This is a genomic window from Pigmentiphaga sp. NML030171, from assembly GCF_002188635.1.
GTDB classification, from domain to species: Bacteria; Pseudomonadota; Gammaproteobacteria; order Burkholderiales; family Burkholderiaceae_B; genus Pigmentiphaga; species Pigmentiphaga daeguensis.
This window is the reverse complement of the sequence record NZ_NINX01000015.1, coordinates 204,278-228,133: the sequence shown is the minus strand read 5'-3', so window position 1 is coordinate 228,133 and position 23,856 is coordinate 204,278. Positions and strand designations below refer to the sequence as shown.

The following is a 23,856-nucleotide window of genomic DNA, read 5'->3' as shown; positions in this document are numbered from 1 at the left end:
TCAAAATTTTTCATGGCCGCCGCCCAGCGGCACCGGAGACCAAATGAAGATTTGCCGCTACGACGAAGGCCGGATCGGCCTCGTGGAAGGAGACACCGTCTACGACGTGTCGTCCGTGAAAGACCAACTGCCCGCGCTGGCCTGGCCCGTGCCGCCCGGCGATCTGTTCATCGAACGGTTGGGCGAACTGATTCCCGCCATCCAGGCCGCCAAGGCCGGCGCCGCCACGCGGCGCCTGGCCGACGTCCGGCTGCTGAGCCCGGTCGCCACGCCGTCCAAGGTCATCGCCGCGCCGCTGAACTACCATGCCCACGTGGACGAGTCGCTGGCCGATTCCCAGATCCACAACAACGTGCACATCGCCCACTACGAAGGCTTCAAGAGCCCGGTCGCCAAGTTCGGCGTGTTCCTGAAATCGGCGCAGTCGGTGGTGGGCGCGAGCCAGGGCGTGCGCATCGCCTTCCCGGGCAGGCGCAACGACCACGAGGTGGAACTCGCGGTGGTGATCGGCAAGCAGGGCAAGGACATTCCGGCCGCCGACGCCATGGGCTACGTGGCCGGCTACTGCATCGGCCTGGACATGACCGTGCGCGGTACCGAGGATCGCAGCTATCGCAAGTCGGCGGACAGCTATACCGTGCTCGGCCCCTGGCTGGTGACGGCGGACGAGATCGCCGATCCGGGCAATCTGGATTTCTCGATCGACGTCAACGGCGAGCCCCGCCAGCGCGCCAATACGCGCGACCTCATCACCGGCATCGCCGAACTGATCGAAGTGGCCTCGCACGTCTACACCCTGTATCCGGGCGACGTCATCATGACCGGCACGCCCGAGGGCGTGAACACGGTGCAGCCGGGCGACGTCATGCATGCCCGCATCGAGGGTCTGGGCGAGATGGACGTGGCGGTGCGCTGAGCGCCGCCGGAGACGCCGCAGGGCGGAGGAGACACATGAACGATTCCAGGCAAGAACCGGCAGCCGCGGCAACGCGGGCCGAACGCGAGGCGTTCTACGCCCGCATCGGCGCCGACAATCTCGCGCCGCTGTGGGAACAGCTGCATAACCTGGTCACGCGGACGCCGCGTTCCGATTGCCAGCCGGCCCACTGGTCGTACGGCAAGGTGCGGCCCTACCTGACCGAGGCGACCTCGCTCATCACCGCCGAGGAAGCCGAGCGCCGCGTGCTCATCCTCGAGAATCCCGGGCTGCGGGGCAAGGCGGCCATCACGACCTCGCTGTACGCCGGCCTGCAGGCCATCCTGCCGGGCGAAGTGGCGCGCGCCCATCGGCACAGCCAGGCCGCGATGCGCCTGATCCTGGAAGGCAGCGGCGCCTATACGTCGGTCGAGGGCGAGAAGACCATCATGCGGCGCGGCGATTTCGTCACCACGCCGTCATGGACCTGGCATGACCACGGCAACGACAGCGACGCCCCGATGATCTGGCTCGACGGACTGGACGTGCAACTGGTCGCCATGCTGGACGCCAGCTTCGCCGAGGCCTCGTCCGAGGACCGCCAGGAGCTGCGCCGTCCGGTGGGAGACAGCCTGCTGCGCTATGGCAACGGGCTCGCCCCGGTGGATTGGACGCCGCCGGCCAATCGCGCCTCGCCGCTGTTCTGCTATCCGTACGAGCGCACCCGCGAGTCGCTGCTGGGCATGCAGGCCGCGGGCGCGCCCGATCCGCACCTGGGCTACAAGCTGCGCTACGTGGATCCGCTGACCGGCGGCTCGCCCATGCCGACCATGGGCGCCTATGCGCAGTTGCTGCCCAGGGATTTCTCCACGGCATCCTATCGATGTTCGTCGGGCACGGTGTTCACGGTGCTCGAGGGCCGGGTCGAGGTCGTCCTGGACGATCGCGTATTCATGGCCGAGCCCAACGACGTCTTCGTCATCCCCAGTTGGACCGCGCATCGGCTGGTGGCGCGGGAACCCTCGATCCTGTTCAGCTTTTCCGACCGTCCGGTGCAGGAACTGCTGGGCTTGTGGCGCGAAAGCCGGGATTGACCGGCTGTCCCGTATCCGAATCACTCCAGTCATCGTAGAACCGAATCATGCAACAGCATCCTGTCGTCATTTCCGGCGCCGGCCCCGTGGGCCTGGTGGCCGCCCTGTCGCTCGCGCAGAAAGGCGTGGACGTCGTCGTCCTGGAAAGCGAGGACCACATTCCCCAGGACCTGCGGGCCGGTACTTTCCATCCGCCCACGGTCGAGATGCTCGACACGCTCGGCATAGGCGAAACGCTGCGGTCGCGGGCGCTGCGGGTGCCCGAATGGCAGATACGCGATCGCAAGGAAGGGCTGGTGGCCCAGTTCGACCTGGGCATGATCGCCGACCTGACGCCGTATCCTTTCCGCCTGCACGTGGAACAGCACAAGCTGTCGGCCATCGTGGCCGAGGCGCTGCGCGAACACCGCAACGCGCGCCTGCTGTTCGCGCACCAGTGCGCCGGCTATGAGCAGGACGCCGACGGCGTCACCGTGCAGGTGGCCGGTCCCGATGGACGGCAGGAGATCCGCGCCAGCTACCTGATCGGCGCGGACGGCGCGCGCAGCATCGTGCGCAAGACCATGGACACCGAGTTCGAGGGTTTCACCTGGCCGGAACGTTTCCTGGTGTTCGCCACGCGCTACGACCTGCGCCAGCAAGGCTATACCGGCAACGCCTACATCGCCGATCCGGACGAATGGAGCGCGATCTTCATCCAGCCCCACGACGGGCCGCCGCCGATCTGGCGTATCGCGTTCCCGATCGCCCCCGGCATGGACGAAGCCGAGGTGCTGGCGCCGGATTTCGTGCAGGGCAAGATCAAGGGCTTCCTGTCTCCGGACCAGGACTACGACATTCCCTACAAGAGCGTCTATCGCGTCCACCAGCGGGTCGCCAAGGATTTCCGCGACCGCCGGGTGTTCCTGGCCGGCGACGCCGCCCACGTGAACAATCCGCTGGGGGGCATGGGGCTGAACAGCGGCATACACGATGCGATGAACCTGACCGGCAAGCTGGCCGAGGTCATGCTGCACGGCGCGCCCGACGACCTGCTCGACCGCTACCATCGCCAGCGCCGGACGGTGAACGTGGAATACGTGCAGGCCATCACTATACGCAACAAGCGCCTGTTGGAAGAGCGCGATGCCAAGGTTCGCCGCGAACGCCTGGACGAATTGCGCGCCACGGTGGCAAACCCCGACGCCCACCGCCAGTACCTGATCAACTCGTCCATGATCGCCAGCGTGCGACGGGCCAACGAAATCCAATAGCCGGCGGCTGCCGGCGCCACGATCCCGAACACAGAACGAGGAGACAAGCATGCAGGATTCCGCAAACCTTTCCGGACGCCGGGCGTTCATCGCCACGCTGGCGGCGGGCGCGTTCGTGCCGGGCCGCCTGGTCGCCGCCGGAGACGACTTGGGCCTGGCGGACAAGATCGTCCAGGTGGTGGTGCCCTTCACGCCGGGCACCACGCCCGACCTGTGCGCACGGTTGTTCTCGCCCCGGCTGGCCGAGCAGACCGGCCGCACCTTCGTGGTCGAGAACAAGCCGGGCGCCTCCGGCATCATCGGCCTGAGCGCCGTCGCCAAGGCCGCGCCCGACGGCCATACGATCGCGTTCAGCACGAACACGGCGCTCACGCTGCCGCTGGTCTATTCCTCGGTGCCGTTCGACGTCATCGACAGCTTCACGCCCATCGCCATGCTGGGGTCGACCAACTTCGCGCTGTGCGTGCATCCGTCGCTGGGCGTGACGACGCTGGCCCAGTTCATCGAGTATGTCCGGCGGCATCCCGGCACGGTCAACTACGGTTCGCCCGGCAAGGGAACCTTCCACCACCTGTGCATGGAGATGCTCGTCTCCCAGCTCGGGCTGAACATGGTGCACGTGCCCTACAAGGGTTCGGCCGGCGCCACGACCGACCTGCTGGCCGGCCACATCAAGGCCATGTTCCAGCCCATGCACGTCGCCGTGCCCATGCAGCAGGAGAAGCGCCTGGTCATCCTGGGCGCGTCCCGCCGCGAGCAGGATCCTGCCTACCCCGCGGTGCCTCCGCTGGCGGCCGTGGGACTGCCTCGCTACGACGCGGACGCATGGTACGCGGTATGGGGCCCCAAGGGCATGAAGGGCGAACTGGTCGCGCGCTACAACGGCGCCTTCAACCGGCTGCTCGAGAACGACGACGTGCGCGGCACCCTGCTCAAGCAAGGCATGACGCCGCGCGCGATGAGCGCACAGGCGCTGGGCGAGCTGTCGAAGGCGGAATTGGCCAAGTGGCGGGAGGTCGTGAAGGCGGCCAACATCCTCCCGGAATAGGCGCCACGCCACCCTGATACATCTTGTCGTATAAAAGCAACAGCCCCGGATCTCCGCGAGGAGCCGGGGCTGTCGTGCCTGGAAGCGGCCGGCCGAAGCCGGCCCGGGATCAGCGGCGCTTGCCGATCTGGTCGCCGACCACGCCACCGATGGCCGCGCCGCCCACCGTGCCGAGAATGCCGCCGCCAGTCACCGCCGCACCGGCCACGCCGCCGACGCCGGCACCGACCACGGTGCTCTTCTGCCGGCTGGACATGCTGTCCCAGCTGGCACATCCCGCTGCCGAGACCACCATGGCAGCACCGATCATCAGCTTGGCAATGAGATTCTTGTTCATGAGTGACTCCCTATAGTACGTAGTCGTGTACTGGCGGCATCGACCGTCGCGCCGCAGCTTGGGTTAACAGTGACAGATTCGCCCCGGACTGTCTGTGAACGAACTCGACAAGCATTACACAAAGTAACCCCGGGCGGATGCATCCGGAAGCCTGTCGGGACTCGAATCAAGGGCGGATTCGGCTTATGCTGCAAGGATGAACTGCGAACTTCGGAGATTTTTCGGTGGACGCTGTTGCAACGGAAATGCCTTGGCGGCTCGAGGATATCGACCTGAACCGCATCGAGCGGAGCCTGGTGCAGGACGACGATACGCTGTTCTACCTGCTGTGCAGCGCTTCGTTCATAGAAAGCGGTTCCGACCTCTATACCCGCAACCTGGTGAACTACTACCGGGACGACCAGGATGTGGCGACCTGGCTCGGCCAGCACTGGGAGCAGGAAGAGCTGCAGCACGGCCGCGCGCTGCGCGCCTACATCGAACACGTCTGGCCCGATTTCGACTGGCAGGCGGCGTTCGACAGCTTCTTCGGCGAGTATTCCAAGCGTTGCACGCTGGAGGAATTCGAACCCACGCGCGCCCTCGAGCTGGCCGCGCGCTGCGTGGTCGAAATGGGTACCGCCACGCTGTATCGCAGCCTGGCCGAGTACGCGCCCGAACCCGTGCTGCGCGAGTTGACCACCAACATCCGGACGGATGAGGTCCGCCACTACAAGTACTTCTATCTTTATTTCAACCGCTACAACACGCTGGAAGGCAATGGCCGCGTGAAGGTGCTGGGCGCGCTGGTGCGGCGGTTGCTGGAGATACGCAACGACGACGCCGAATGCGCCATCCGCCATGTGTTGAACCATCGCCATCCCGAGCATGCGAACGACAAGGCATGGATCGATCGCATCAATGCCGATGCGCGGCGCCTGGTCCAGCGCAACGTCAGCGCCGACATGAGCGTGAAGATGTTCCTCAAGCCGCTGAACCTGCCCGCTCGCGTGCTGAACGGCATCGAGCCGCCGCTGGCGCGCATGGTGCACTACGCCTTACGCTGAACGCCGCTGCGCCGGCCGTCCCAGGGTCTCGGCGTGGCGGCCGTGCAGGTAGTTCAGGATTTCGTCGGCCCGATCGGCGGGCCAGTTCCAGATGTCCGTCCACGGTAGGTACGACGGAATGGCGAAGTCGCGCTTGAGCCCCGCCACCACCGCGCCATAGGCCGCGTAGCCGAAGCATTCCTCGCGCGCCCGGCCGAGGTCGGCCAGCGCCGACTCGATCCGGCCGCGCAGGACGGCGTCGGCGCCGATGGTGCCGGGAGCATGCTGGACGTCGAACAGGCTGGCGTCGCTGCTGTCGGAGAACGCGGGCTGGTTCACGGCATTTTTCCTCGAGGCTATCGTGCGGCAGACAGAAGGGGAGGCCATCATTGGCGGCTCCTGCGGGGCAGCCAGTCCGAGGGCTTGACCACCTCGCCCGTGGCCGGATCCAGGTACAGTTTGATCTTGGCGCCGTTCTTGTCGAAGCCTTCGACTTCCCAGCAGCCGTCGTCCCGTTCGACCTCGCGCACTTCGTAGCCCAGCGATTCGGCCTTGCGTATGGCCTGGTCGATGGGAACCCAGCGGTCGTGGGGCACATAGGCGCACTTGTCGGCGGCCTGGGCGGCGGTGGCGTAGGAGGCGGTGGCGGCAAGGGCGATGGTCAGGGCGGGCAGCAGGCGCATGGTGTTCCTCGTTGGTGTTGGCGGGTTGTCCATGGCTGGCAGAATAGCCATCCCCCGCCTCGCGTTCCTGACCGCCGATGTCAGCGTTTTATCAGCCAGCGACTGTTAGTGTGCCGCCCATGTCTGCAATATCCAGCCGTTCCCCCCGCCTGTCCGCGATCCTGCTCGCGGCGGCGCTCTCCTGCGCCATGGCTCCGGCCCTGGCCCGCGACGACCGCTGCAGGCGGGATCAGGACTGCGCGCGCGAAGCGCTGGTGCATGGCGAGATCCGCCCGCTGTCCGATGTGCTGGGCGTGGTGCGCGACAAGGTGCCCGGCGATATCATTGAGATCGAGCTCGACCGCGAAGATGGAATCTGGGTCTACGAAGTCAAGGTCCTGCCACCCAGCGGCCGGCGCAAGAAGCTCGAAATCGATGCCCGCACCCTGGAAATCCTGAAGATCAAGTAGACATGCGCATACTGGTAGTCGAAGACGAGCCGCGCATCGCGGCCGATATCCGTACCGGGCTGGAGCGCGCGCACTATGCCGTGGACGAGGCGGCCGACGGCGAAACCGCGTGGTTCCGGGCCGGCACCGAAGACTACGATGCCATCGTGCTCGACCTGGGCCTGCCCAAGCTGGACGGATTGACCGTCCTGAAACGGCTGCGCGCGGCGGACATCGCCACCCCGGTACTGATCCTCACGGCGCGCGACGGCTGGCGCGACAAGGTCGAGGGCATCGACGCCGGCGCCGACGACTACCTGGCCAAGCCCTTCCAGATGGAAGAAATGCTGGCCCGGCTGCGCGCGATCACGCGGCGCGCGGCGGGCCAATCGTCGGCCATACTGCGCGCCGGGCCCGTGGAAATCGACACCCGGACCCGGCTGGTTACCGTGCATGGGTCCGCGATGACGCTGTCTTCTCTGGAATACCGGCTGCTGGCCTATTTCCTGCACCACCCGGGCCGCGTGCTGTCGCAGAGCGAGCTGATCGAGCACATCTACGAAACCGGCAGCGACCGGGACACTAATGCCATCGAGGCGCTGGTCGCCCGGCTGCGCCGCAAGCTGGGGGTCGACCTGATCGAGACGCGGCGGGGCCACGGCTATCTGATTCCCGACGACGCCCGATGAGCCGCCGTTCGCTGCTGGTCCGGCTGGGGTGCGCCGCGGCGCTGATGATCCTGCTGGCGCTGGCGGCGGGGGGCGTCGGGCTCACGCTGATCTTCGACCGCCAGATGGAGCGGCGCGCGGTCGCCGAGCTGGCCCTGTACCTGAAGGCGCTGGCCGCGCAAGTCCGCCTGGAAGGCGACGGAACGATGGGCCTGGAGGCGGCCCCGAGCGATCCGCGCTTCGAGCAGCCTTATGGCGGCCTGTACTGGCAGATCGACGGGCCCCGGCGCCAGCAGCTGCGTTCGCGTTCGCTATGGGACGAGGCGCTGCCCACTATCGATACGCCGCCAGGGCGCCCCTTGCGCGCGCGCTGGATCGACGGTCCGGAGCATTCGCGCCTGTTGTCGATCGAACGCACCATCGTCCTGGACGATACAGCCACCGATGCGCGGGTCCACTTGCTGGTGGCGCTGGACCGTGCCGACCTGCAGGCCGAGCGCCGTTCGTTCCTGAGCCTGCTGGTTCCTTCGCTGGTCGGACTGGGCCTGCTTCTCATCATCGCCATGGCGGGGTTCATCCATCTGGCGCTGCGCCCCTTCCGCGACCTGCAGGCCCACCTGCAGGCGGTGCGCAGCGGACATGGCCGCGAGCTGCCGCGCGGCGTGCCTGACGAAGTCCAGCCGGTGGTGGATGAACTGAACCGGTTGCTGGCGTTCCATGACGCTTCGCTCGAACGTGCACGCACCCAGGCAGGCGACCTGGCGCATGGGTTGAAGACGCCGCTGGCCGTCATGGCGGCGGCGGCACGCCGCGCCCGCGACGGCGGGCAGGCAGCGCTGGCGGACGAGATCGACGAGCAGGTCGGCGCCATGCGGCGCCAGGTCGACCGCACGCTGGCGCGCGCTCGCGCCGGCATGGCGGCCGCGCTCGGGTATCGTTCGACGCCGGTCGGCGACGCCGTGAACAAGACCCTGCGCGCGCTGCAGACGTTGCCCGGCGCGCAGTCGCTGGACTGGGACGCCGACGTCGCCAAGGGGCTCTGCTTCGCGGGAGACGAGGGCGACCTGATGGAGATACTCGGCAACCTGCTGGACAACGCGCGCAAGTGGGCCCACAGCCAGATCCGGCTGGTGGCCCGCCAGGCCGGCGAGCGGGACTGGACGCTGGTCATCGAGGACGACGGCCCGGGGTTGCCCGGGGACGAGGCCCTGCGCATCGAGCGGGGCCGCCGCTGGGACGAGTCCCGCCCGGGTACCGGTTTCGGGCTGGCGATCGCCCGGGATCTGGTCGAGGCCTATCGGGGCGTGATCGGTTTCTCGCGCTCCCCGGATCTGGGAGGGCTTCGTGTTTCCATCACCTTACCAGGCCAGCTCCGAAAAGAGTAAGCATTCGCTCCTGCCATTTGCGCCGGCTCGCGGATGAGATGTCTATCCCCGCCAGGAACATTTCAGCGAACGGGAATTCCTCAATTTGGAGGATTGTCGTAAGAACGTACGCCTCCTAGGATGCAGATGGCATCAAGCCATTCCAAGAAAACACCCAGGGGGAATCCCGATGCACCATGTCCTGAAAACCACCGGCGCCGCTGTCGCGCTGGCACTGCTGGCCGCCTGTGGCGGCAGCGACGATCCCGCCAAGCCTACCTATTCCGAGAAGCAGCTCCAGGAGCTCGCCTTCGATGTGATAGGTATCAGCCTGGGCGTGCCGCAGGTTACGATATCCGCAGCCGGCCAGGCGCTCAGCTTCCTGGACGATGGTGCGCCGAGCGGTCCCCAGCCTTGTGACGACGGCGGCACCTATACGGCCACGCTTACTCGGGCCAGTAGCGGCCCCATCCCGGGCAACGGCGACAAGGTCGACATCCAGTTCGACCGGTGCGATGACGATGACGTGGTGCTGACTGGCAAGACGACCGTCACGTTCAGCGACGTCAGCGGCGACATCTTCGATAACGACGAGCCGGCCGCGGCGACGATGACGTTTCCGTTCCGCGGCATGAAAGTGGACGACGACACTACGCTGGACGGCGATTTCGTGCTGAAGGCGGCTACCACGCCCGGTGGCGCTCCGGACACCGACGACGGCACGAGCACCCTGAAGATCTCGGGCGCGGTCAAGCTGACCGAGAGCGGCGTGTCGATGGAGATCAGCGAGTATGCCTCCGAATTCAGCACCGACCATGCCACGGACACCGACACGATGACCAAGGTCGACTACCGGGCCAAGGGTTCCCGCTCGCCGCTGGGCGAGTTCGACTACCGGGTGTCGTTGACTTCGCCGGTCGTGGCCCGGATCGCTTTCGGCGAGCTGATCAGCGGCGGCCTGCGCGCCAAGACCGACGCCGAGACCGTCGATACGACCATCGCCACTTCGGACAAGGGCGTCACGACGATCTCCGTCAAGTCTTCCTCGGGCAAGAGCACGTCGATCACTGAGGGCGATCTGTAAACGCAAGGAGCGGACTGGCGGATCTACTCCGCCAGCCGCCGCATTTCCGCGTACAGGTCGCTCTTGCCCTCGAAGCCGATGCCCGGCAGCTCGGGCATGACGATGTGTCCGTCCTGGACCCGGACGCCGTCGGGGAAGCCGCCGTAGGGTTGGAACAGGTCCGGATAGCTTTCGTTGCCGCCCAGGCCCAGGCCGGCGGCGATGTTCAGCGACATCTGGTGCCCGCCGTGGGGGATGCAGCGGCGGGGCGACCAGCCGTGCGTGCGCAGCACTTGCAGCGTGCGCTCGTATTCGACCAGGCCGTAGGACAGCGCGCAATCGAACTGCAGCCAGTCGCGGTCCGGCCGCATGCCGCCGTAGCGGATCAGGTTGCGGGCGTCCTGGTGGCTGAACAGGTTCTCGCCGGTGGCCATGGGGCCCGGGTAGTATTCGGCCAGCGCGGCCTGCAAGGCGTAGTCCAGCGGATCGCCGGCCTCTTCGTACCAGAACAGGGGGTAGTCGCGCAGCATCTTCGCGTAGGCGATGGCGGTGTCCAGGTCGAAGCGCCCGTTGGCGTCCACCGCCAGTTGCCCGCGGCCCTCGATCTCGGCCAATGCCGCCTCGATGCGCCGGCGGTCCTCGTCGATGGAGGCGCCGCCTATCTTCATCTTGACCACGTTGTAGCCGCGGTCGAGGTATGAACGCATCTCGGCGCGCAGGGCCGACAAATCCTTGCCGGGGTAGTAGTAGCCGCCCGCGGCGTAGACGAACACGCGCGGATCGGCCGTCACGCCATGGCGTTCAGCCAGCAGGCGGAACAGGGGCTTGCCTTCGATCTTGGCGACGGCGTCCCAGACGGCCATGTCTATCGTGCCCACGGCCACCGAGCGTTCGCCGTGGCCGCCGGGTTTCTCGTTGGACATCGCGGCGGCCCAGACGCGGTGCGGGTCCAGGTTGGTGCCGGCATCGTTCAGCAGCGACTTCGGGTCGGCTTCGAGGATGCGGGGCGCGAAGCGTTCGCGGATCAGCCCGCCCTGGCCGTAGCGGCCGTTGGAATTGAAGCCGTAGCCGATCACGCGCTTGCCGTCGCGCACCGCGTCGGTGACCACGGCCACGAGGCTGCTGGTCATCTTCGTGAAGTCGATGTAGGCGTTGCGGATGGGCGAGGAAATGGGCTTGGTGACTTCGCGGATTTCGAGAATGCGCACGGACATGGAAACTCCAGGAGGGCCGGGCGGAAGGCCGGCTGCATGGACGTATCATGCCGTTTGCCGCATCGGGCGGCCAATGCTAGTTTTCTCTTTTTCCATGCTCTGTAAGCATCGGCCATGAACCTGATCTGGCTGGAAGATTTCCTGGTCCTGGCCGAGTGCGGCAACTTCTCGCGCGCGGCCGAGCTGCGGCACATGACGCAGCCGGCCTTCAGCCGCCGCATACGCATGCTGGAGGAATGGCTGGGCGTGACGCTGTTCGACCGGGCCACGCATCCCGTCACCCTGACGGAGACGGGGCTGTGGTTCCGGACCACGGCCCAGGACATGCTGGCGCGCGTGGAGCGCATCCCCGACGAGGCCCGCCGGGTGGCGCAGGCCAGCTCGGCCACGCTGCGCTTCGCGGCCACGCATGCCCTGTCGCTGACCTTCCTGCCCGACTGGCTGCGTGGCCTGGAGTCCGGCCTGAGCCTGGGGCCCATACAGCTGGTGTCGGACGTCGCCCAGCAATGCGAGGCGCTGATGACCCAGGGGCGGGCGCAGTTCTTCCTGTGCCACGCGCACGAGCAGGCCCCGGCCCGGCTGGACGCCTCGGCCTATCCGTCCATCAAGGTGGGCGACGACGTGCTGCTGCCGGTTTGCGCGCCGGACCGGCAAGGCCGGCCGCGTTTCGTGCTGGGCGGGACGTCGGGCAAGCGCGTGCCCATCCTGGCGTACAGCGCGGAATCGGGCCTGGGGCGCATCGTCCGGGCCGTGCATGGAGCCGCGCTGGCACGGTTGCGGGCGGATGTGGCGGTGACGGCGCACCTGGCGACGGTGCTGCAATCGATGGCGCGCAGCGGCCGTGGCGTCGCCTGGCTGCCGGCCAGTCTGGTCCGCGACGAACTGGGCGAGGGAAAACTGATGGAGGCGGGGGAACCGTCCTGGCGCATCGAGCTGGACATCCGCCTGTACCGCCGCGGCGCGGCCGAACCCGCCGCGGCCGAGGCATTCTGGCGGGCCGCCGGCGCGGGGACGCCGGGGCCGCGCGAGCCGGGCGGCATCAGGTCGCCGAAGGCATCTCGATCTTGACTTCCAGCACTTCCAGCGTGTCCTGGCGCTCCAGGTTCACCTTGATGTCGTCCGGATTGATCTTGACGTACTTCGAGATGACGGCCACCAGCTCCTTCTGCAATTGCGGCAGGTAATCGGCCGAGGCGCCGGAGCCCGATCGTTCGTGGGCAAGAATGATCTGCAACCGTTCCTTGGCGACACCGGCCGACGGCGGCTTTTTCTGTCCTAGGAAAAAGGAGAGCAGCGACATCGATTATTTCCCTCCGAACAGACGCTTGAACAGGCCGGGCTTTTCGTAATCGACGAAACGCAGCGGTTTGTCCTCGCCCAGGTAGCGGGCGACGACGTCCTGGTAGGCTTCGGCCACCGAGGTACCCTTCAGGTGGATGGCGGGCAGGCCCTGGTTCGAGGCTTGCAGCACGTCTTCGGATTCGGGAATGACGCCGATCAGCTTGATGCGCAGGATGTCCTCGACGTCCTTGAGTGACAGCATTTCGCCGTCGGCCACGCGCTTGGCGTTGTAGCGCGTCAGGAGCAGGTGTTCCTTGACCGGTTCCTCGCTGTTGACGGCGCGGCGCGACTTGGCCGACAGGATGCCCAGGATGCGGTCCGAATCGCGCACCGACGAGACTTCCGGGTTGGTCACGACCAGCGCGTCGTCGGCGAAGTAGGCCGCCATCAGCGCGCCCGATTCGATGCCCGCGGGCGAATCGCAGACGATGTAGGCGAAGTCCATTTCCTTCAGCCCTTCCATGACCTTCTCGACCCCTTCCTGCGTCAGGGCATCCTTGTCGCGCGTTTGCGAGGCCGGCAGGATGTAGAGGTTGTCGAGCTGCTTGTCGCGGATCAGGGCCTGGTTCAGGGTGGCTTCGCCCTGGATGACGTTGATCAGGTCGTAGACCACGCGGCGCTCGCAACCCATGATGAGATCGAGGTTGCGCAGGCCGACGTCGAAATCGATGACTGCCGTCTTGTGGCCGCGCAGCGCCAGCCCTGCAGCGAAACTGGCGCTGGTGGTGGTCTTGCCGACGCCGCCTTTGCCTGAAGTCACGACAACGATACGTGCCATGGGGAGTGGGTCCTTATGAGTTAGATGGGCAACGGTTCGACCAGCAATTTCTCGCCGTCGAGGCGGATCAATGCCGGTTTGTCCTGGATGTCGGGGGAAAGCGCCGTGGTCAGCGTGCGGTACACGCCGGCGACGGCGACCAGCTCGGCTTCGAGCCGGGTGGTATAGATGCGTGCCTTGGTGTCGCCGCGGGCGCCGGCCATGGCCTTGCCGCGCAGCGGGCCGTAGACATGGATGTTGCCGTCGGCGATGACCTCGGCGCCGTGGCTGACCACGCCCATGACGATCAGGTCGGCATGGCGGGCGTAGACCCGCTGGCCCGAGCGCAGGGGCTTGTCGATGACCATGGTCGGCACGGCATGCGGCGCCGCGGGCGGCTGCTCGGCCACGGTTTCGGTGGCGGGCGGCGTTTCCGGCTGGCTGGGGGCGGGAGCCGGCGCCTGGGCGGCTGGCGCGGGTTCCGGCTCGGCGGCGGCCTCGGGCTCGGGCGCGGGCGACCGGGCCGGCGCGGCGGGCAGCGACAACAGGGCCAGGCCGGCCTGGCGCGCCGATTCGGCCAGATCCGCCGGAGCCATGATGCCTATGGTCGGCAAGCCGTGCCGCTTCAGGGCCTCGGCCAATTGGTTCCAGTCGAGCGGTTCGGTCAGCCGAGAGGCGTCGATGACCACCGGTTCGTCTTCGAAGAAGCCGGCTGCCTCCTCCATCCGCTGGTCCAGCGCGGCCAGCACGGCCTGGAGGTCGGAAGAATGCAACACCACGCGGATGGCGTAGAGCGAGGTGCTCTTGATATCAAGTACGGGACTGGCTTCCATGGGCGGCGCCGGACGGCGCAAATGCGCAAAATGCAGATTCTACCGGTAGGCGCCCCGGCGTGGGCGTTAGCGGTTGTGTCGGCCCCACCGACACAACCGCTAACGCCCACGCCGGGGCTAGGGAGGTCCCCCCCCTACGCCCTTCGGGCGCCCCCCCCAGGGGGCGAAACCAGCGGACTGGCGGAGCCAGATCCGCGGTTTCCTGGGTCTAGTGCGGCTTTCTTGGTTTGATGCACCGCTGCTACCGCTGGCAGCCAGCGAAGCACAGGTACCCCAATCCAAGATAAAAACTCTAGACCGCAGGATGCGGTGGATCCGGCTTTGCCGGTCCACCCGCATCGCCCCCTTGAGGGGGCGCCCGGAGGGCGTAGGGGGTGGGCTTTCCTTGCGCGCGTCAGCGCGTAGGGGGGGACGACTACTTCCAGGTGTCGCGGAGCGTGGTGGTGCGGTTGAAGACCGGGGCCAGGGTGGACGAGTCTTCGCGGTCGGCGACGAAGTAGCCGAAGCGTTCGAACTGGTAGGAAGTGCCCGGCGTGCCGTCGGTGCCGGGTTCCAGGTAGCCCTGGATGGTCTCGACCGAGTTGGGGTTCAGGTACTCGATGAAATCCTTGCCGCCGGCGCTGGGATTGGGTTCGGTGAACAGGCGGTCGTACAGGCGGATCTCGGCGGGCACGGCCGTGGGGGCGTGCAGCCAGGTGATGTTGCCCTTGACCTTGACGCTGTCCGCGCCGGGCGTGCCGCTCTTGGTGTCGGGCAGGTATTCGGCCTGGACCTCGACCACCTTGCCGGCCTCGTCCTTGACGAAGCCGGTGCACTTGACCACGTAGCCGTACTTGAGCCGCACCATGTTGCCGGGGAACAGGCGGAAGAAGCCCTTGGGCGGGGTTTCCTCGAAGTCCTCCTGCTCGATCCAGAGTTCGCGCCCGAACGGGAAGGTCCGCTTGCCCATTTCCGGATGGTGGGGATGGCGGGGGGCCGAGCATTCCTCGGTTTGGCCTTCCGGATAGTTGGTGATGACCAGCTTGAGCGGGCGCAGCACCGCCACGGTACGCGGCGCCTTGGGGTCCAGGTCGTCGCGCAGCGCCTGCTCCAGCAGCGAATAGTCGATCCAGGAGTCCGACTTCGAGGCGCCGGTGCGCTCGCACAGCAGCTGGATGGCCTCGGGGGTATAGCCGCGCCGGCGCAGGCCCAGGATGGTGGGCATGCGCGGGTCGTCCCAGCCGCTGACGTGGCCGTCGTTGACCAGTTGCAGCAGCTTGCGCTTGCTGGTGATGATGTAGGTCAGGTTCAGCCGCGCGAACTCGTGCTGGTGGGGCAGGGGCGCCTCCAGCAGGCCCAGCTCGCGCAGGTTGTTCAGCAGCCAGTCGTAGAACGGCCGCTGGTCTTCGAATTCCAGCGTGCAGATGCTGTGGGTGATGCCTTCCAGCGCATCCTCGATGGGATGGGCGTAGGTGTACATCGGGTAGATGCACCACTTGTCGCCCGTGCGATGGTGCGTGGCATGGCGGATCCGGTACAGCACCGGGTCGCGCAGGTTCATGTTGGGCGAAGCCATGTCGATCTTCGCCCGCAGGGCCATCGAGCCGTCGGGATGCTTGCCGTCGCGCATCTCGCGCAGGCGGGCGACGGACTCCTCGGGCGGGCGGCTGCGCCACGGCGAATCGGTGCCGGCTTCGGTCAGCGTGCCGCGCATGGCGCGGATTTCCTCGGGGCTTTGTTCGTCCACGTAGGCGTGGCCGGCCATGATCAACGCCTCGGCCGCCTCGTACATGAAGTCGAAGTAGTCGCTGGCGTGGTAGTAGTGCTCGGTGCCGAACGCCGTCCAGTCGTAGCCCAGCCAGCGCACGGCATCGACGATGGCGTCGACGTAGCGCTGTTCTTCCTTCTCGGGATTGGTGTCGTCCAGCCGCAGGTGGCAGACGCCGCCATAGTCGCGGGCGAGGCCGAAGTTCAGGGCGATGCTCTTGGCATGGCCGATGTGCAGGTAGCCGTTCGGCTCGGGCGGAAAGCGCGTGCGGATGCGGGCCGGATCCAGCGGAGCGCCGGCCAGGTCCGACGCCGGGCCGGGGTGGCCGGCCCAGTGTTTCTCGGCATAGCGCCCGGCGGCCAGATCGGCCTCGACGATATTGCGCAGGAAATTGGTGGCTGGAGCGGGAGCGGGTTTGTTCGGTGTGGTCATTGGAAATAGGGGTGGACGAACTGGTCCTTGCTTCGATTTTGCCATAACGCTGGTCCCCCTACGCGCCGCGCGCGCCCGACATGGTGAGCCCCCGGCCGCTGCGCGGCAGCCCCCCAAGGGGGCCGGGACCCGCCTTGGGGCGGCACTGGCGGACCGGCGGAGCGGATCCGCAGTGCCTGAGGGAGGTCCGGCTGGCGGGGTGGGGTCAGGGGGGGAGGGGGATGGCCGCGATGACCCGCAGGCCGCCGCCTGCCGGGGTTTCCAGGACGATCCGGCCGCCGTGGGCGCGGGCGATGGCGTCGACCAGGGCGAGGCCCAGGCCGACGTTGCCGGTGCGGCTGCGGGCGGGGTCCAGGCGGGAGAAGGGGCGCAGGGCGTCTTCGTAGCGGTCGGGGCTGATGCCCGGGCCATGGTCGCGCACGCCCAGGCGGGCCTCGCCGGAGCGGGCTTCCAGGGTGATCTCCAGGGGCGGGGCGCCGTGCTGCATGGCGTTCTGGATCAGGTTGTCGACCAGCCGCGCCAGCGCGACGGCGTCGGCGTTGACCACGATCTCGCCGGTGGGGGGGGACGGATAGTCGATCTGGCTGCCGGTGCCTTGCCAGGCGTGGATCCGTTCCCGCAGCCAGTCGCCCAGGTCGATGGGGGTGAAATGGTAGGTGGCGCGGTCGGTGCCGCGCACGAAGCCGATGAACTGGTCGACGATGTGCTGCATGTCCTCGGCGTCCTGCCGCAGGCCGTCCTTGAGCGCCGGATCGTCGACCATCTCGGTGCGCAGGCGCATCCTGGACAGCGGGCCCTTGAGGTCGTGCGGCAGGCCGGCCAGCAGCGTGCGGCGCACCTTGTCGGACTCGTTCAGCGCATCGAGCATGGCGTTGAAGCGTTCGCCCAGGACCTGGGTCTCGTGCGGGCCGGCCGGTTCCACCCGCTCCGGCTTGCCGGCCGCGAGGCGATCGGCGGCATGGGCGAGCGAGGTGATGGGGCGCGTGATGTGCCAGGAGAACCAGGCGGCCAGCAGCAGGATCGCGCCGACCCCGCCCAGCCACATGACGATCAGGGGCGTCTTGACGGGCGGGCTGATGCGTTCGAGCGAGATGACCAGCCAGGACCGCATGAGCGGTTCGTCGTCATTGCCCAGGCCGGGCGTGAGGGAGATGAACAGGGCGGGTTCGGGGCCGCGGGACAGCGCTACCCGCGAGCCGTCCGCCAACTGGGCGTTCAGGCGCTGGATCAGGCCCCGCATGGCGTGGCGGGGGTCGTCGTCGGCCCAGCGCGGGGCCTCGCGCGGGCCGCGGCGCTCGGGGCCGAAGCGGAATTCGCCGGACCGGTAGTCGGGCGGCATGCGGCCCCCAGGCAGCGGTTCGAACCGGGGGTGGGCCGGGCGGCCTTCCCGCCGTGGGGGCTCGCCCGGCCGGGGCCGGGGCGGGATGGGGCGGGAGACCAGCCGCCACTCGCCCTGGGAGGCCGCCGCGACGAAGGCGGCGCGCTCGCTCTCGTCGATCTGCGCGATGGACGCGCGCAGGGTGCGTATCGTGGTCGCCATGAGGTCCGGGGTGACGTTCTCGAGGACGTTGCGGCGGTAGTGCTCGATGGCCAGGAAGGTCGTGGCCTGCGCGACCAGCACCGCGCCCAGGATCAGCAGGACGAGGCGCGCGCGCAGCGAGCGCGGCACCAGGCGGCCCGCCCAGCCTCGGCGCGCGGGTGCGTTCATGGCAGGGACGGCGAGGCCGGCGCCGGATCGTCGTTCGGGGCCAGGGGAGAGAACCGATAGCCGATGCCCCAGACGGTCTGGATCCATTTCGGCTGCTTGGGGTCGTCCTCGATGGCGCGGCGCAGGCGCAGGATGGCGATGTCGATGGCGCGGTCGTTGCGCTCGCCGGCCTCGTCGTCGCGCGCCAGGGCCAGCAGCCTCTCGCGCGAAAGCGGCTTGCCCGCGTTGCGCAGCAGGGCCTCCAGCAAGTTGAATTCGCCGCCGGTCAGGCGTACCTGCTCGGCTCCGCGATGCAGGGTGCGGGCCTTGGCGTCGAAGATGAAGGGGCCGAACGAGACCGGGGCGTCCTTGACCAGCGCCGAGGGGCCGCTCTTGCGCCGCAGCACCGCCTCGATGCGGGCGAGCAGCTCGCGCGGATCGAAGGGCTTGCCCAGGTAGTCGTCGGCGCCGGATTCCAGGCCGATGATGCGGTCCACCGTCTCGTCGCGCGCGGTCAGCAGGATCACGGGCAGGTCCTCGCCGCGTTCGCGCAGGCGGCGGCAGGCTTCCGCGCCGTCGCCGCCCGGCAGCATGCGGTCGAGCACCAGCAGGGCGGGCGCGTAGCGGGTGATGCGCGCTTCCAGGTCGGTGGCGTCCGGCGCCAGCAGTGTGTCGTAGCCCTGCTTGTTCAGGTAGTCGGCCAGGAGCTGGCGCAGAGCCGGGTCGTCATCGACCACGAGCAGTTTGATGGCGGATTTTTCCATGGGGGAATGTTCGCGTGGCGGGGCAGGACCCGCAAGCTGCCTGAAATCGGTTGAAACAGATGGGCCCCGCCCCGCAACCGGTCCGAAACGGGTCTGGAACAAGAATGCCCTCACCGCCGCAGTCCGATGCGGTGTCGACAAGGAGTAATGCAATGACCAAGAACGCCCTTCGTACGATCGCGCTGTCGCTGGCCCTGGCTACCGGGGGCGCAGGCGTGCTGCAGGCCGCCCATGCCCAGGCCGCGGGCGACAATACCACGCAGGCCGAACAGAAGCCCGCGCCGGAACGCCATCGGGGCCCCATGGGCCACCATGGAGCCAAGGGACATCACTTCTTCCGGGGCGGCATGGAGCAGTCGCCACTGGCCATGCTGGGACACCTGAAGTCCAGGCTGAACCTGACCGATTCGCAGCAGAAGCTGTGGGATGCGGCGCAGAGCGCCAGTCGCGAGGCCGGCCAGGCCATGCGGGCGCAGCGCGAGGAAGGCATCAAGGCCCTGCGCACGCAGGTCGCCGCCGGTCCCCTGGACCTGCGGGCGCTGAGTGCCCGGCACGACGCCGAACGCGCGGCCGTCAAGCCCAAGCTGGATGCCGCCCGGGACGCCTGGCTGGCCGCCTATGATTCGCTGGACGGCAAGCAAAAGCAGGTCGTGACCGACGCGGTCAAGCAGCGCCTGGAACGGGGCGACCGCATGCGCGAGCATCGCCGTCAGGATGCTCCGTCCAAAAGCTGATCACGGCGGACCGGAAAACCGGCGCAGCGATGCGCCGGTTTTTTTTGCGCAATGAGGTACGTTTCTTGCGAGAAGAGGGGTTTTCCGGCCGATATTGCGGACGGCCGCCACGGGAGACGGTCATGGTGGTGATCATCATGGGAGTATCGGGCAGCGGCAAGACGACCATAGGCAAGCTGCTGGCCGCCCGCCTGCGCTGCGGCTATTCGGACGCGGACGAGTTCCATCCCGAGGCCAACATCGAGAAGATGTCGCGCGGGGTGGCGCTGGGCGACGCCGATCGGGAACCATGGCTGCGAGCCATGCGCGCCGCCATCGAGACCGTCCTGGCCGGCGGCCGCACCCACGTGTTCAGTTGTTCCGCCCTGCGGCAGCGCTATCGCGACGCGCTGGCCCGGCCCGGCGAGGACGTCGTGTTCGTCCACCTGAACGTTTCCTACGAGACGGTCATGCGGCGGCTGGCTCGCCGCCGGGGGCATTTCTTCGATCCCGCCCTGGCGCGCAGCCAGTTCCAGGCGCTGGAGGTGCCCCGACGGGGCATCGTGGTCGATGCCGAGCGCACGCCCGAGGAAATCGTCGACCGGATCGCCGCGAGCCTGGCCCAGGGGGACGCACGGGCGGCCCAGTGAGGCCTTCTTGTCCGGCTTGGCGCCGCTTCGGCTTCGATATCCAGCCGACTTCGCTAAAATCCCCTGTGATCGGCGACCCGCCCGAACCTGCCAGAGATGTCCATGCCCAAGCCCGATACGCTGTTGGCGCATGCCGGACGCGCTCCCGAAGCCTATGCCGGCATGGTCAACACGCCCGTCTTCCGCACTTCCACCGTCATCCATCCCACGATCGAGTCGTACGAGGCGCCGCGCGACCTGACGAAGAAGCCGGTCAGCTACGGCCGCCACGGCACGCCCACGACCTTCGCCTTCGAAGAGGCCGTGGCCAGGCTCGAGGGCGCGCACCAGGCGGTGGCCACGCCCAACGGCCTGTCGGCCATCGTCGTGGCCCTGCTGGCGGTGCTCAAGCCGGGCCAGCACCTGCTGGTGGCCGATTCGGCGTATTCGCCGGCACGCGGCTTCTGCGACCGCAGGCTCGTGCCCCTGGGGGTCGATGTCGAATACTACGATCCGCTCATCGGCGCCGGCATCGCTGGTTTGTTGCGCGACAACACCGGCGCGGTGTTCTGCGAGTCCCCGGGTTCGCTCACCTTCGAAATGCAGGACATCCCCGCCATCGCGGCGGCGGCCCATGCGCGCGACATCCCGGTGCTGGCCGACAATACCTGGGTCACGCCGTATTTCGCCTCGCCGTTCGAACTGGGCGTGGACATCTCCATCCATGCGGGCACCAAGTACATAGGCGGCCATTCCGACCTGATGATAGGCGTGGTCGCCACCAACGAGCGCTATTGGAAGCCGGTGCGCCAGACGGTGTACGACTATGCCTACAGCGTCAGTCCCGACGATTGCTACCAGGCCCTGCGCGGCCTGCGCACGCTGGGCGTGCGCCTGCGCCAGCACGAGCGCAACGCGCTGCAGGTGGCACGCTGGCTCGAGGCCCAGCCGGAAGTGTCCCGGGTGCTGTATCCGGCGCTGGAAAGCGATCCCGGCCATGCGCTCTGGAAGCGCGACTACCGGGGCGCCTCGGGCCTGTTCTCGGTGGTGCTCAAGCCGGTCGACGACGCCGCGCTGGCGCGTTTCGTCGACGGCCTGAAACTGTTCGGCATCGGTTCGAGCTGGGGCGGCTTCGAAAGCCTGATCACGGTCGTGCATGCCGCGGCCTATCGCACGGCCACCAGGTGGCAGCCCGAGGGGCCCGCCGTGCGGCTGCACATCGGCCTGGAGGATCCGGCCGACCTGATCGCCGACCTGCGCCAGGGACTGGACCTGTTGCACGACAAGGCCGCGGCGCATGGCTGACGGCAGCGCGCTGGAGGTCCTGAACCGGGTTTTCGGCTACGACCAGTTCCGCGGACCACAGCAGGAGATCGTCGACCACGTGATCGGCGGCGGCGATGCGCTGGTGCTGATGCCGACCGGCGCGGGCAAGTCCCTGTGCTATCAGGTACCGGCACTGGTGCGCAGCGGAACCGGCGTGGTCGTCTCGCCCCTGATCGCGCTGATGCAGGACCAGGTCGATGCCTTGACCGAACTGGGCGTGCGGGCGGCCTTCCTGAACTCCACCCAGGACTTCGCGCGTGTGCGCGAGGTCGAGCGCGCGTTCGTGGCCGGCGAGCTCGACCTGCTGTACGTGGCGCCCGAGCGCCTGTTGACCGATCGCTGCCTGGCCCTGCTCGAGCGCGGCCGCATCGCCCTGTTCGCGATCGACGAAGCGCACTGCGTGTCGCAATGGGGGCATGACTTCAGGCCCGAATACCTGGGCCTGTCCGCGCTGCACGAGCGCTGGCCGGACGTGCCCCGCATCGCCCTCACGGCCACCGCCACCCAGGCGACGCGGGTCGAGATCGCCCAGCGGCTGGGGCTCGAGGACGCGCAGCATTTCGTCTCCAGTTTCGACCGCCCCAACATCCGCTACCGCATCGTCGAAAAGAACGATCCGCGCCGCCAGTTGCTCGATTTCCTGAAGCAGGAGCACGCGGGCGATTCCGGCATCGTCTATTGCCTGTCGCGCGCCAAGGTCGAGGAAACCGCCGAGGCGCTGCGGGCCCAGGGCATCGATGCCATGCCCTACCACGCCGGCCTGGACGCCGCCACGCGGGCGGCCAACCAGGCGCGCTTCCTGCGCGAGGACGGCGTGGTCATGGTGGCCACCATTGCCTTCGGCATGGGCATCGACAAGCCCGACGTGCGTTTCGTCGCCCACCTGGACCTGCCCAAGTCGGTGGAAGGCTACTACCAGGAAACCGGGCGGGCCGGACGCGACGGCCTGCCGGCCACGGCCTGGATGGCCTATGGCTTGCAGGACGTGGTGCAGCAGCGCCGCATGATCGACGAGTCGACCGGCGACGAGGCCTACAAGCGCCGCTCGGCGTCCATGCTAGAAGCGATGCTGGGGCTGTGCGAGACCGTGGAGTGCCGGCGCGTGCGGCTGTTGCAGTATTTCGGCCAGGCCTCGCAGGCCTGCGGCAATTGCGATACCTGCCTGGAACCGCCCCAGGCCTGGGACGGCACCGAGGCGGCGCAGAAGATCCTGTCGGCGGTCTACCGGCTATGGAAAGAACGCGGCCAGCGTTTCGGCGCCGGGCACGTGATCGACATCCTGCGCGGCAAGCGAAACGAAAAGGTCGAGCAGCACCGGCACGACGAACTCAGCGTGTTCGGCATAGGCGCGGACCTGAGCGAGAAGGACTGGCGCAACGTGCTGCGCCAGTTGATCGCGCAAAGCCTGCTGACGGTGGACCACGAGGCCTTCGGCACGCTGGCCCTGACCGAGGGTAGCCGCAGCGTGCTCAAGGGCCAGCGCACGCTGATGCTGCGGCGCGAGCCCGCCAAGCCGGCCCGTGCGCGCGAAAGCTCGCGGGCCCGTTCCGCCGTTACCCTGCCGCCAGAGGCCGAGGCGCTGTTCACCGCGCTGCGCACCTGGCGGGGCGAAGTGGCGCGCAGCCATGGCGTGCCGGCCTACGTCATCTTCCATGATGCGACCCTGCGGGAAATCGCCCTGGCGCGGCCTGCGTCGCTGACCGAACTGGGGGCGATCAGCGGGGTGGGGGCGCGCAAGCTCGAGGCCTATGGCCAGGAGATCCTGGAGCGGGTAGAGAGGTTCTGACCCGCCGCCAACCTAGGCTGACTCGACATTCATTTTCTTTATCCGGTCTTGTCCGGGGCGCCGGGGCCGGGCGGGCGCGCAGGCGCAGCGTAGCCGGTCCCGGCTTTGCCGGGACTTCCCGGAGTTGGCGCGGTTGGCCCTTAGCCATCATGGATGCCATGAATGTCCATTCAGCCTAGCGAGCCGGCACGGTCCAGAAGTAGATCCGCTTGCTGTCTACCGTCAGGGTCTGCTCCGGTTCCCAGTCGCCCATGTCGAACGCGTGCGAGACGATGCGCGTGCCGGGCTTGAGCGCGAGCAGGGTGGGTCGCAGCTTGAGGTTGAGATTGGGCAGCAGGTAGAGCGTGATGACGGTGGCCGGGCTCAGGTCTTGTTCGAACAGGTCGCCCTGGATGAATCGGACCTTGTCGGTCACCTGCTGGCTGCGCGCGTTGGCGTTGGCCTCGCTGATGCGCTGGGGGTCCAGGTCTATGCCCACGCCGCGCGTGCCGAAGCGCTTGGCCGCGGTGATCGGGATGCGGCCGTCGCCCGATCCCAGGTCGTACAGGATGTCGTCGGGGCCGACCTTGGCTACCTGCAGCATGGCGTCCACCACCGTCTGGGGCGTGGGCACGAAGATCACGTCGGGTGTGCGGGGCAGGGGCTTGGCGGTGCCGAAGGACTGGGCCCAGGCGGGCGCGGCCGCGGCGGCGGCCAGGGTGGTCAGGCAGAACTGGCGGCGTTTCATGGCTGGAAGGCTCCCGGAGAA

Annotated in this window: 25 protein-coding genes; 14 read left to right on the top strand and 11 right to left on the bottom strand. The window is 67.9% G+C overall.

The features are described 5' to 3' along the window. Positions 1–43: 43 nt before the first annotated feature. The 4 genes from CDO46_RS03610 to CDO46_RS03595 are packed head-to-tail and all read left to right on the top strand — an operon-like array spanning position 44 to position 4,311. Positions 44–916 (top strand): fumarylacetoacetate hydrolase family protein, encoded by an 873-nt coding sequence (locus CDO46_RS03610; protein ID WP_087837189.1) that lies wholly within the window; start codon positions 44–46, stop codon positions 914–916. A gap of 35 nt (positions 917–951) precedes the next feature. Further along, positions 952–2,010, top strand: a complete 1,059-nt coding sequence (gtdA, locus tag CDO46_RS03605; RefSeq protein ID WP_087837188.1) for a gentisate 1,2-dioxygenase — start codon at positions 952–954, stop codon at positions 2,008–2,010. A 47-nt stretch (positions 2,011–2,057) separates the two neighbouring features. Further along, complete coding sequence (locus CDO46_RS03600; protein ID WP_087837187.1) at positions 2,058–3,263, top strand: NAD(P)/FAD-dependent oxidoreductase; 1,206 nt, start codon at positions 2,058–2,060, stop codon at positions 3,261–3,263. Positions 3,264–3,312: 49 nt separating this feature from the next. Further along, the gene (locus CDO46_RS03595) at positions 3,313–4,311 is read left to right on the top strand and encodes a tripartite tricarboxylate transporter substrate binding protein (RefSeq protein WP_087837186.1); all 999 of its coding nucleotides are present in this window, start codon (positions 3,313–3,315) and stop codon (positions 4,309–4,311) included. Between the two features lie 109 nt (positions 4,312–4,420). Here CDO46_RS03595 and CDO46_RS03590 read toward each other — a convergent pair whose 3' ends face one another. Beyond that, positions 4,421–4,648: a glycine zipper 2TM domain-containing protein gene (locus CDO46_RS03590; protein WP_087837185.1), complete on the bottom strand. Its 228-nt coding sequence runs from the start codon at positions 4,646–4,648 to the stop codon at positions 4,421–4,423. 245 nt (positions 4,649–4,893) lie between these two features. On the opposite strand from CDO46_RS03590, the gene CDO46_RS03585 reads away from it, so the two are divergent. After that, positions 4,894–5,694, top strand: a complete 801-nt coding sequence (locus tag CDO46_RS03585) for a ferritin-like domain-containing protein (RefSeq protein ID WP_087837184.1) — start codon at positions 4,894–4,896, stop codon at positions 5,692–5,694. Here CDO46_RS03585 and CDO46_RS03580 read toward each other — a convergent pair. Both CDO46_RS03580 and CDO46_RS03575 read right to left on the bottom strand, forming a co-directional pair. Next, positions 5,686–6,012 carry a hypothetical protein gene (locus CDO46_RS03580; protein WP_087837183.1) on the bottom strand — a complete coding sequence of 109 codons (327 nt, stop codon included), beginning with the start codon at positions 6,010–6,012 and terminating at the stop codon, positions 5,686–5,688. The genes CDO46_RS03585 and CDO46_RS03580 overlap by 9 nt on opposite strands. Before the next feature lie 47 nt (positions 6,013–6,059). After that, a complete protein-coding gene (locus CDO46_RS03575) occupies positions 6,060–6,356 on the bottom strand; it encodes a PepSY domain-containing protein (protein WP_087837182.1) in 297 nt (98 codons plus the stop codon). A 119-nt stretch (positions 6,357–6,475) separates the two neighbouring features. Here CDO46_RS03575 and CDO46_RS03570 point away from each other — a divergent pair, with 119 nt between their 5' ends. From CDO46_RS03570 to CDO46_RS03555, 4 genes are all read left to right on the top strand, one after another. Further along, complete coding sequence (locus tag CDO46_RS03570) at positions 6,476–6,805, top strand: PepSY domain-containing protein (protein WP_087837288.1); 330 nt, start codon at positions 6,476–6,478, stop codon at positions 6,803–6,805. A gap of 2 nt (positions 6,806–6,807) precedes the next feature. Next, positions 6,808–7,473 carry a response regulator transcription factor gene (locus CDO46_RS03565; RefSeq protein WP_087837181.1) on the top strand — a complete coding sequence of 222 codons (666 nt, stop codon included), beginning with the start codon at positions 6,808–6,810 and terminating at the stop codon, positions 7,471–7,473. Continuing rightward, a complete protein-coding gene (locus CDO46_RS03560) occupies positions 7,470–8,837 on the top strand; it encodes a HAMP domain-containing sensor histidine kinase (RefSeq protein WP_087837180.1) in 1,368 nt (455 codons plus the stop codon). The genes CDO46_RS03565 and CDO46_RS03560 overlap by 4 nt, the downstream gene beginning before the upstream one ends. Before the next feature lie 169 nt (positions 8,838–9,006). After that, positions 9,007–9,900, top strand: a complete 894-nt coding sequence (locus CDO46_RS03555) for a hypothetical protein (protein ID WP_087837179.1) — start codon at positions 9,007–9,009, stop codon at positions 9,898–9,900. A gap of 23 nt (positions 9,901–9,923) precedes the next feature. Here CDO46_RS03555 and CDO46_RS03550 read toward each other — a convergent pair whose 3' ends face one another. After that, positions 9,924–11,093 (bottom strand): mandelate racemase/muconate lactonizing enzyme family protein, encoded by a 1,170-nt coding sequence (locus CDO46_RS03550; RefSeq protein ID WP_087837178.1) that lies wholly within the window; start codon positions 11,091–11,093, stop codon positions 9,924–9,926. 114 nt (positions 11,094–11,207) lie between these two features. Between CDO46_RS03550 and CDO46_RS03545 the strand changes: the two genes are divergently transcribed. Then, positions 11,208–12,161, top strand: coding sequence for a LysR family transcriptional regulator (locus CDO46_RS03545; RefSeq protein WP_087837177.1), 954 nt, complete (start codon positions 11,208–11,210; stop codon positions 12,159–12,161). Here CDO46_RS03545 and minE read toward each other — a convergent pair. The 6 genes from minE to CDO46_RS03515 all read right to left on the bottom strand — a co-directional run bounded on the left by minE (position 12,133) and on the right by CDO46_RS03515 (position 18,654). Further along, the gene (minE, locus tag CDO46_RS03540; protein ID WP_087837176.1) at positions 12,133–12,393 is read right to left on the bottom strand and encodes a cell division topological specificity factor MinE; all 261 of its coding nucleotides are present in this window, start codon (positions 12,391–12,393) and stop codon (positions 12,133–12,135) included. The two genes, CDO46_RS03545 and minE, sit on opposite strands and share 29 nt — an antisense overlap. Before the next feature lie 3 nt (positions 12,394–12,396). After that, a complete protein-coding gene (gene minD, locus CDO46_RS03535; RefSeq protein ID WP_087837175.1) occupies positions 12,397–13,212 on the bottom strand; it encodes a septum site-determining protein MinD in 816 nt (271 codons plus the stop codon). Positions 13,213–13,232: 20 nt separating this feature from the next. Continuing rightward, positions 13,233–14,024, bottom strand: a complete 792-nt coding sequence (minC, locus tag CDO46_RS03530; RefSeq protein ID WP_087837174.1) for a septum site-determining protein MinC — start codon at positions 14,022–14,024, stop codon at positions 13,233–13,235. 415 nt (positions 14,025–14,439) lie between these two features. Then, positions 14,440–16,203, bottom strand: coding sequence for a glutamine--tRNA ligase/YqeY domain fusion protein (locus CDO46_RS03525; RefSeq protein ID WP_087837173.1), 1,764 nt, complete (start codon positions 16,201–16,203; stop codon positions 14,440–14,442). A 205-nt stretch (positions 16,204–16,408) separates the two neighbouring features. Beyond that, entirely contained in the window at positions 16,409–17,911 is a 1,503-nt protein-coding gene (locus tag CDO46_RS03520) for an ATP-binding protein (RefSeq protein ID WP_087837172.1), read from the bottom strand. Beyond that, a complete protein-coding gene (locus CDO46_RS03515; protein WP_087837171.1) occupies positions 17,908–18,654 on the bottom strand; it encodes a response regulator in 747 nt (248 codons plus the stop codon). Before CDO46_RS03515 ends, CDO46_RS03520 begins: the two co-directional genes overlap by 4 nt. A gap of 152 nt (positions 18,655–18,806) precedes the next feature. Between CDO46_RS03515 and CDO46_RS03510 the strand changes: the two genes are divergently transcribed. From CDO46_RS03510 to recQ, 4 genes are all read left to right on the top strand, one after another. After that, entirely contained in the window at positions 18,807–19,388 is a 582-nt protein-coding gene (locus CDO46_RS03510; RefSeq protein WP_165963001.1) for a Spy/CpxP family protein refolding chaperone, read from the top strand. Positions 19,389–19,510: 122 nt separating this feature from the next. After that, positions 19,511–20,017, top strand: a complete 507-nt coding sequence (locus CDO46_RS03505; RefSeq protein ID WP_087837169.1) for a gluconokinase — start codon at positions 19,511–19,513, stop codon at positions 20,015–20,017. A 102-nt stretch (positions 20,018–20,119) separates the two neighbouring features. Further along, positions 20,120–21,301 (top strand): cystathionine beta-lyase, encoded by a 1,182-nt coding sequence (metC, locus tag CDO46_RS03500; protein WP_165963000.1) that lies wholly within the window; start codon positions 20,120–20,122, stop codon positions 21,299–21,301. After that, positions 21,294–23,108, top strand: coding sequence for a DNA helicase RecQ (gene recQ / locus CDO46_RS03495; RefSeq protein ID WP_087837167.1), 1,815 nt, complete (start codon positions 21,294–21,296; stop codon positions 23,106–23,108). Before metC ends, recQ begins: the two co-directional genes overlap by 8 nt. A gap of 175 nt (positions 23,109–23,283) precedes the next feature. Here recQ and CDO46_RS03490 read toward each other — a convergent pair whose 3' ends face one another. Further along, complete coding sequence (locus CDO46_RS03490; protein WP_087837166.1) at positions 23,284–23,835, bottom strand: class I SAM-dependent methyltransferase; 552 nt, start codon at positions 23,833–23,835, stop codon at positions 23,284–23,286. Positions 23,836–23,856 lie beyond the last annotated feature (21 nt).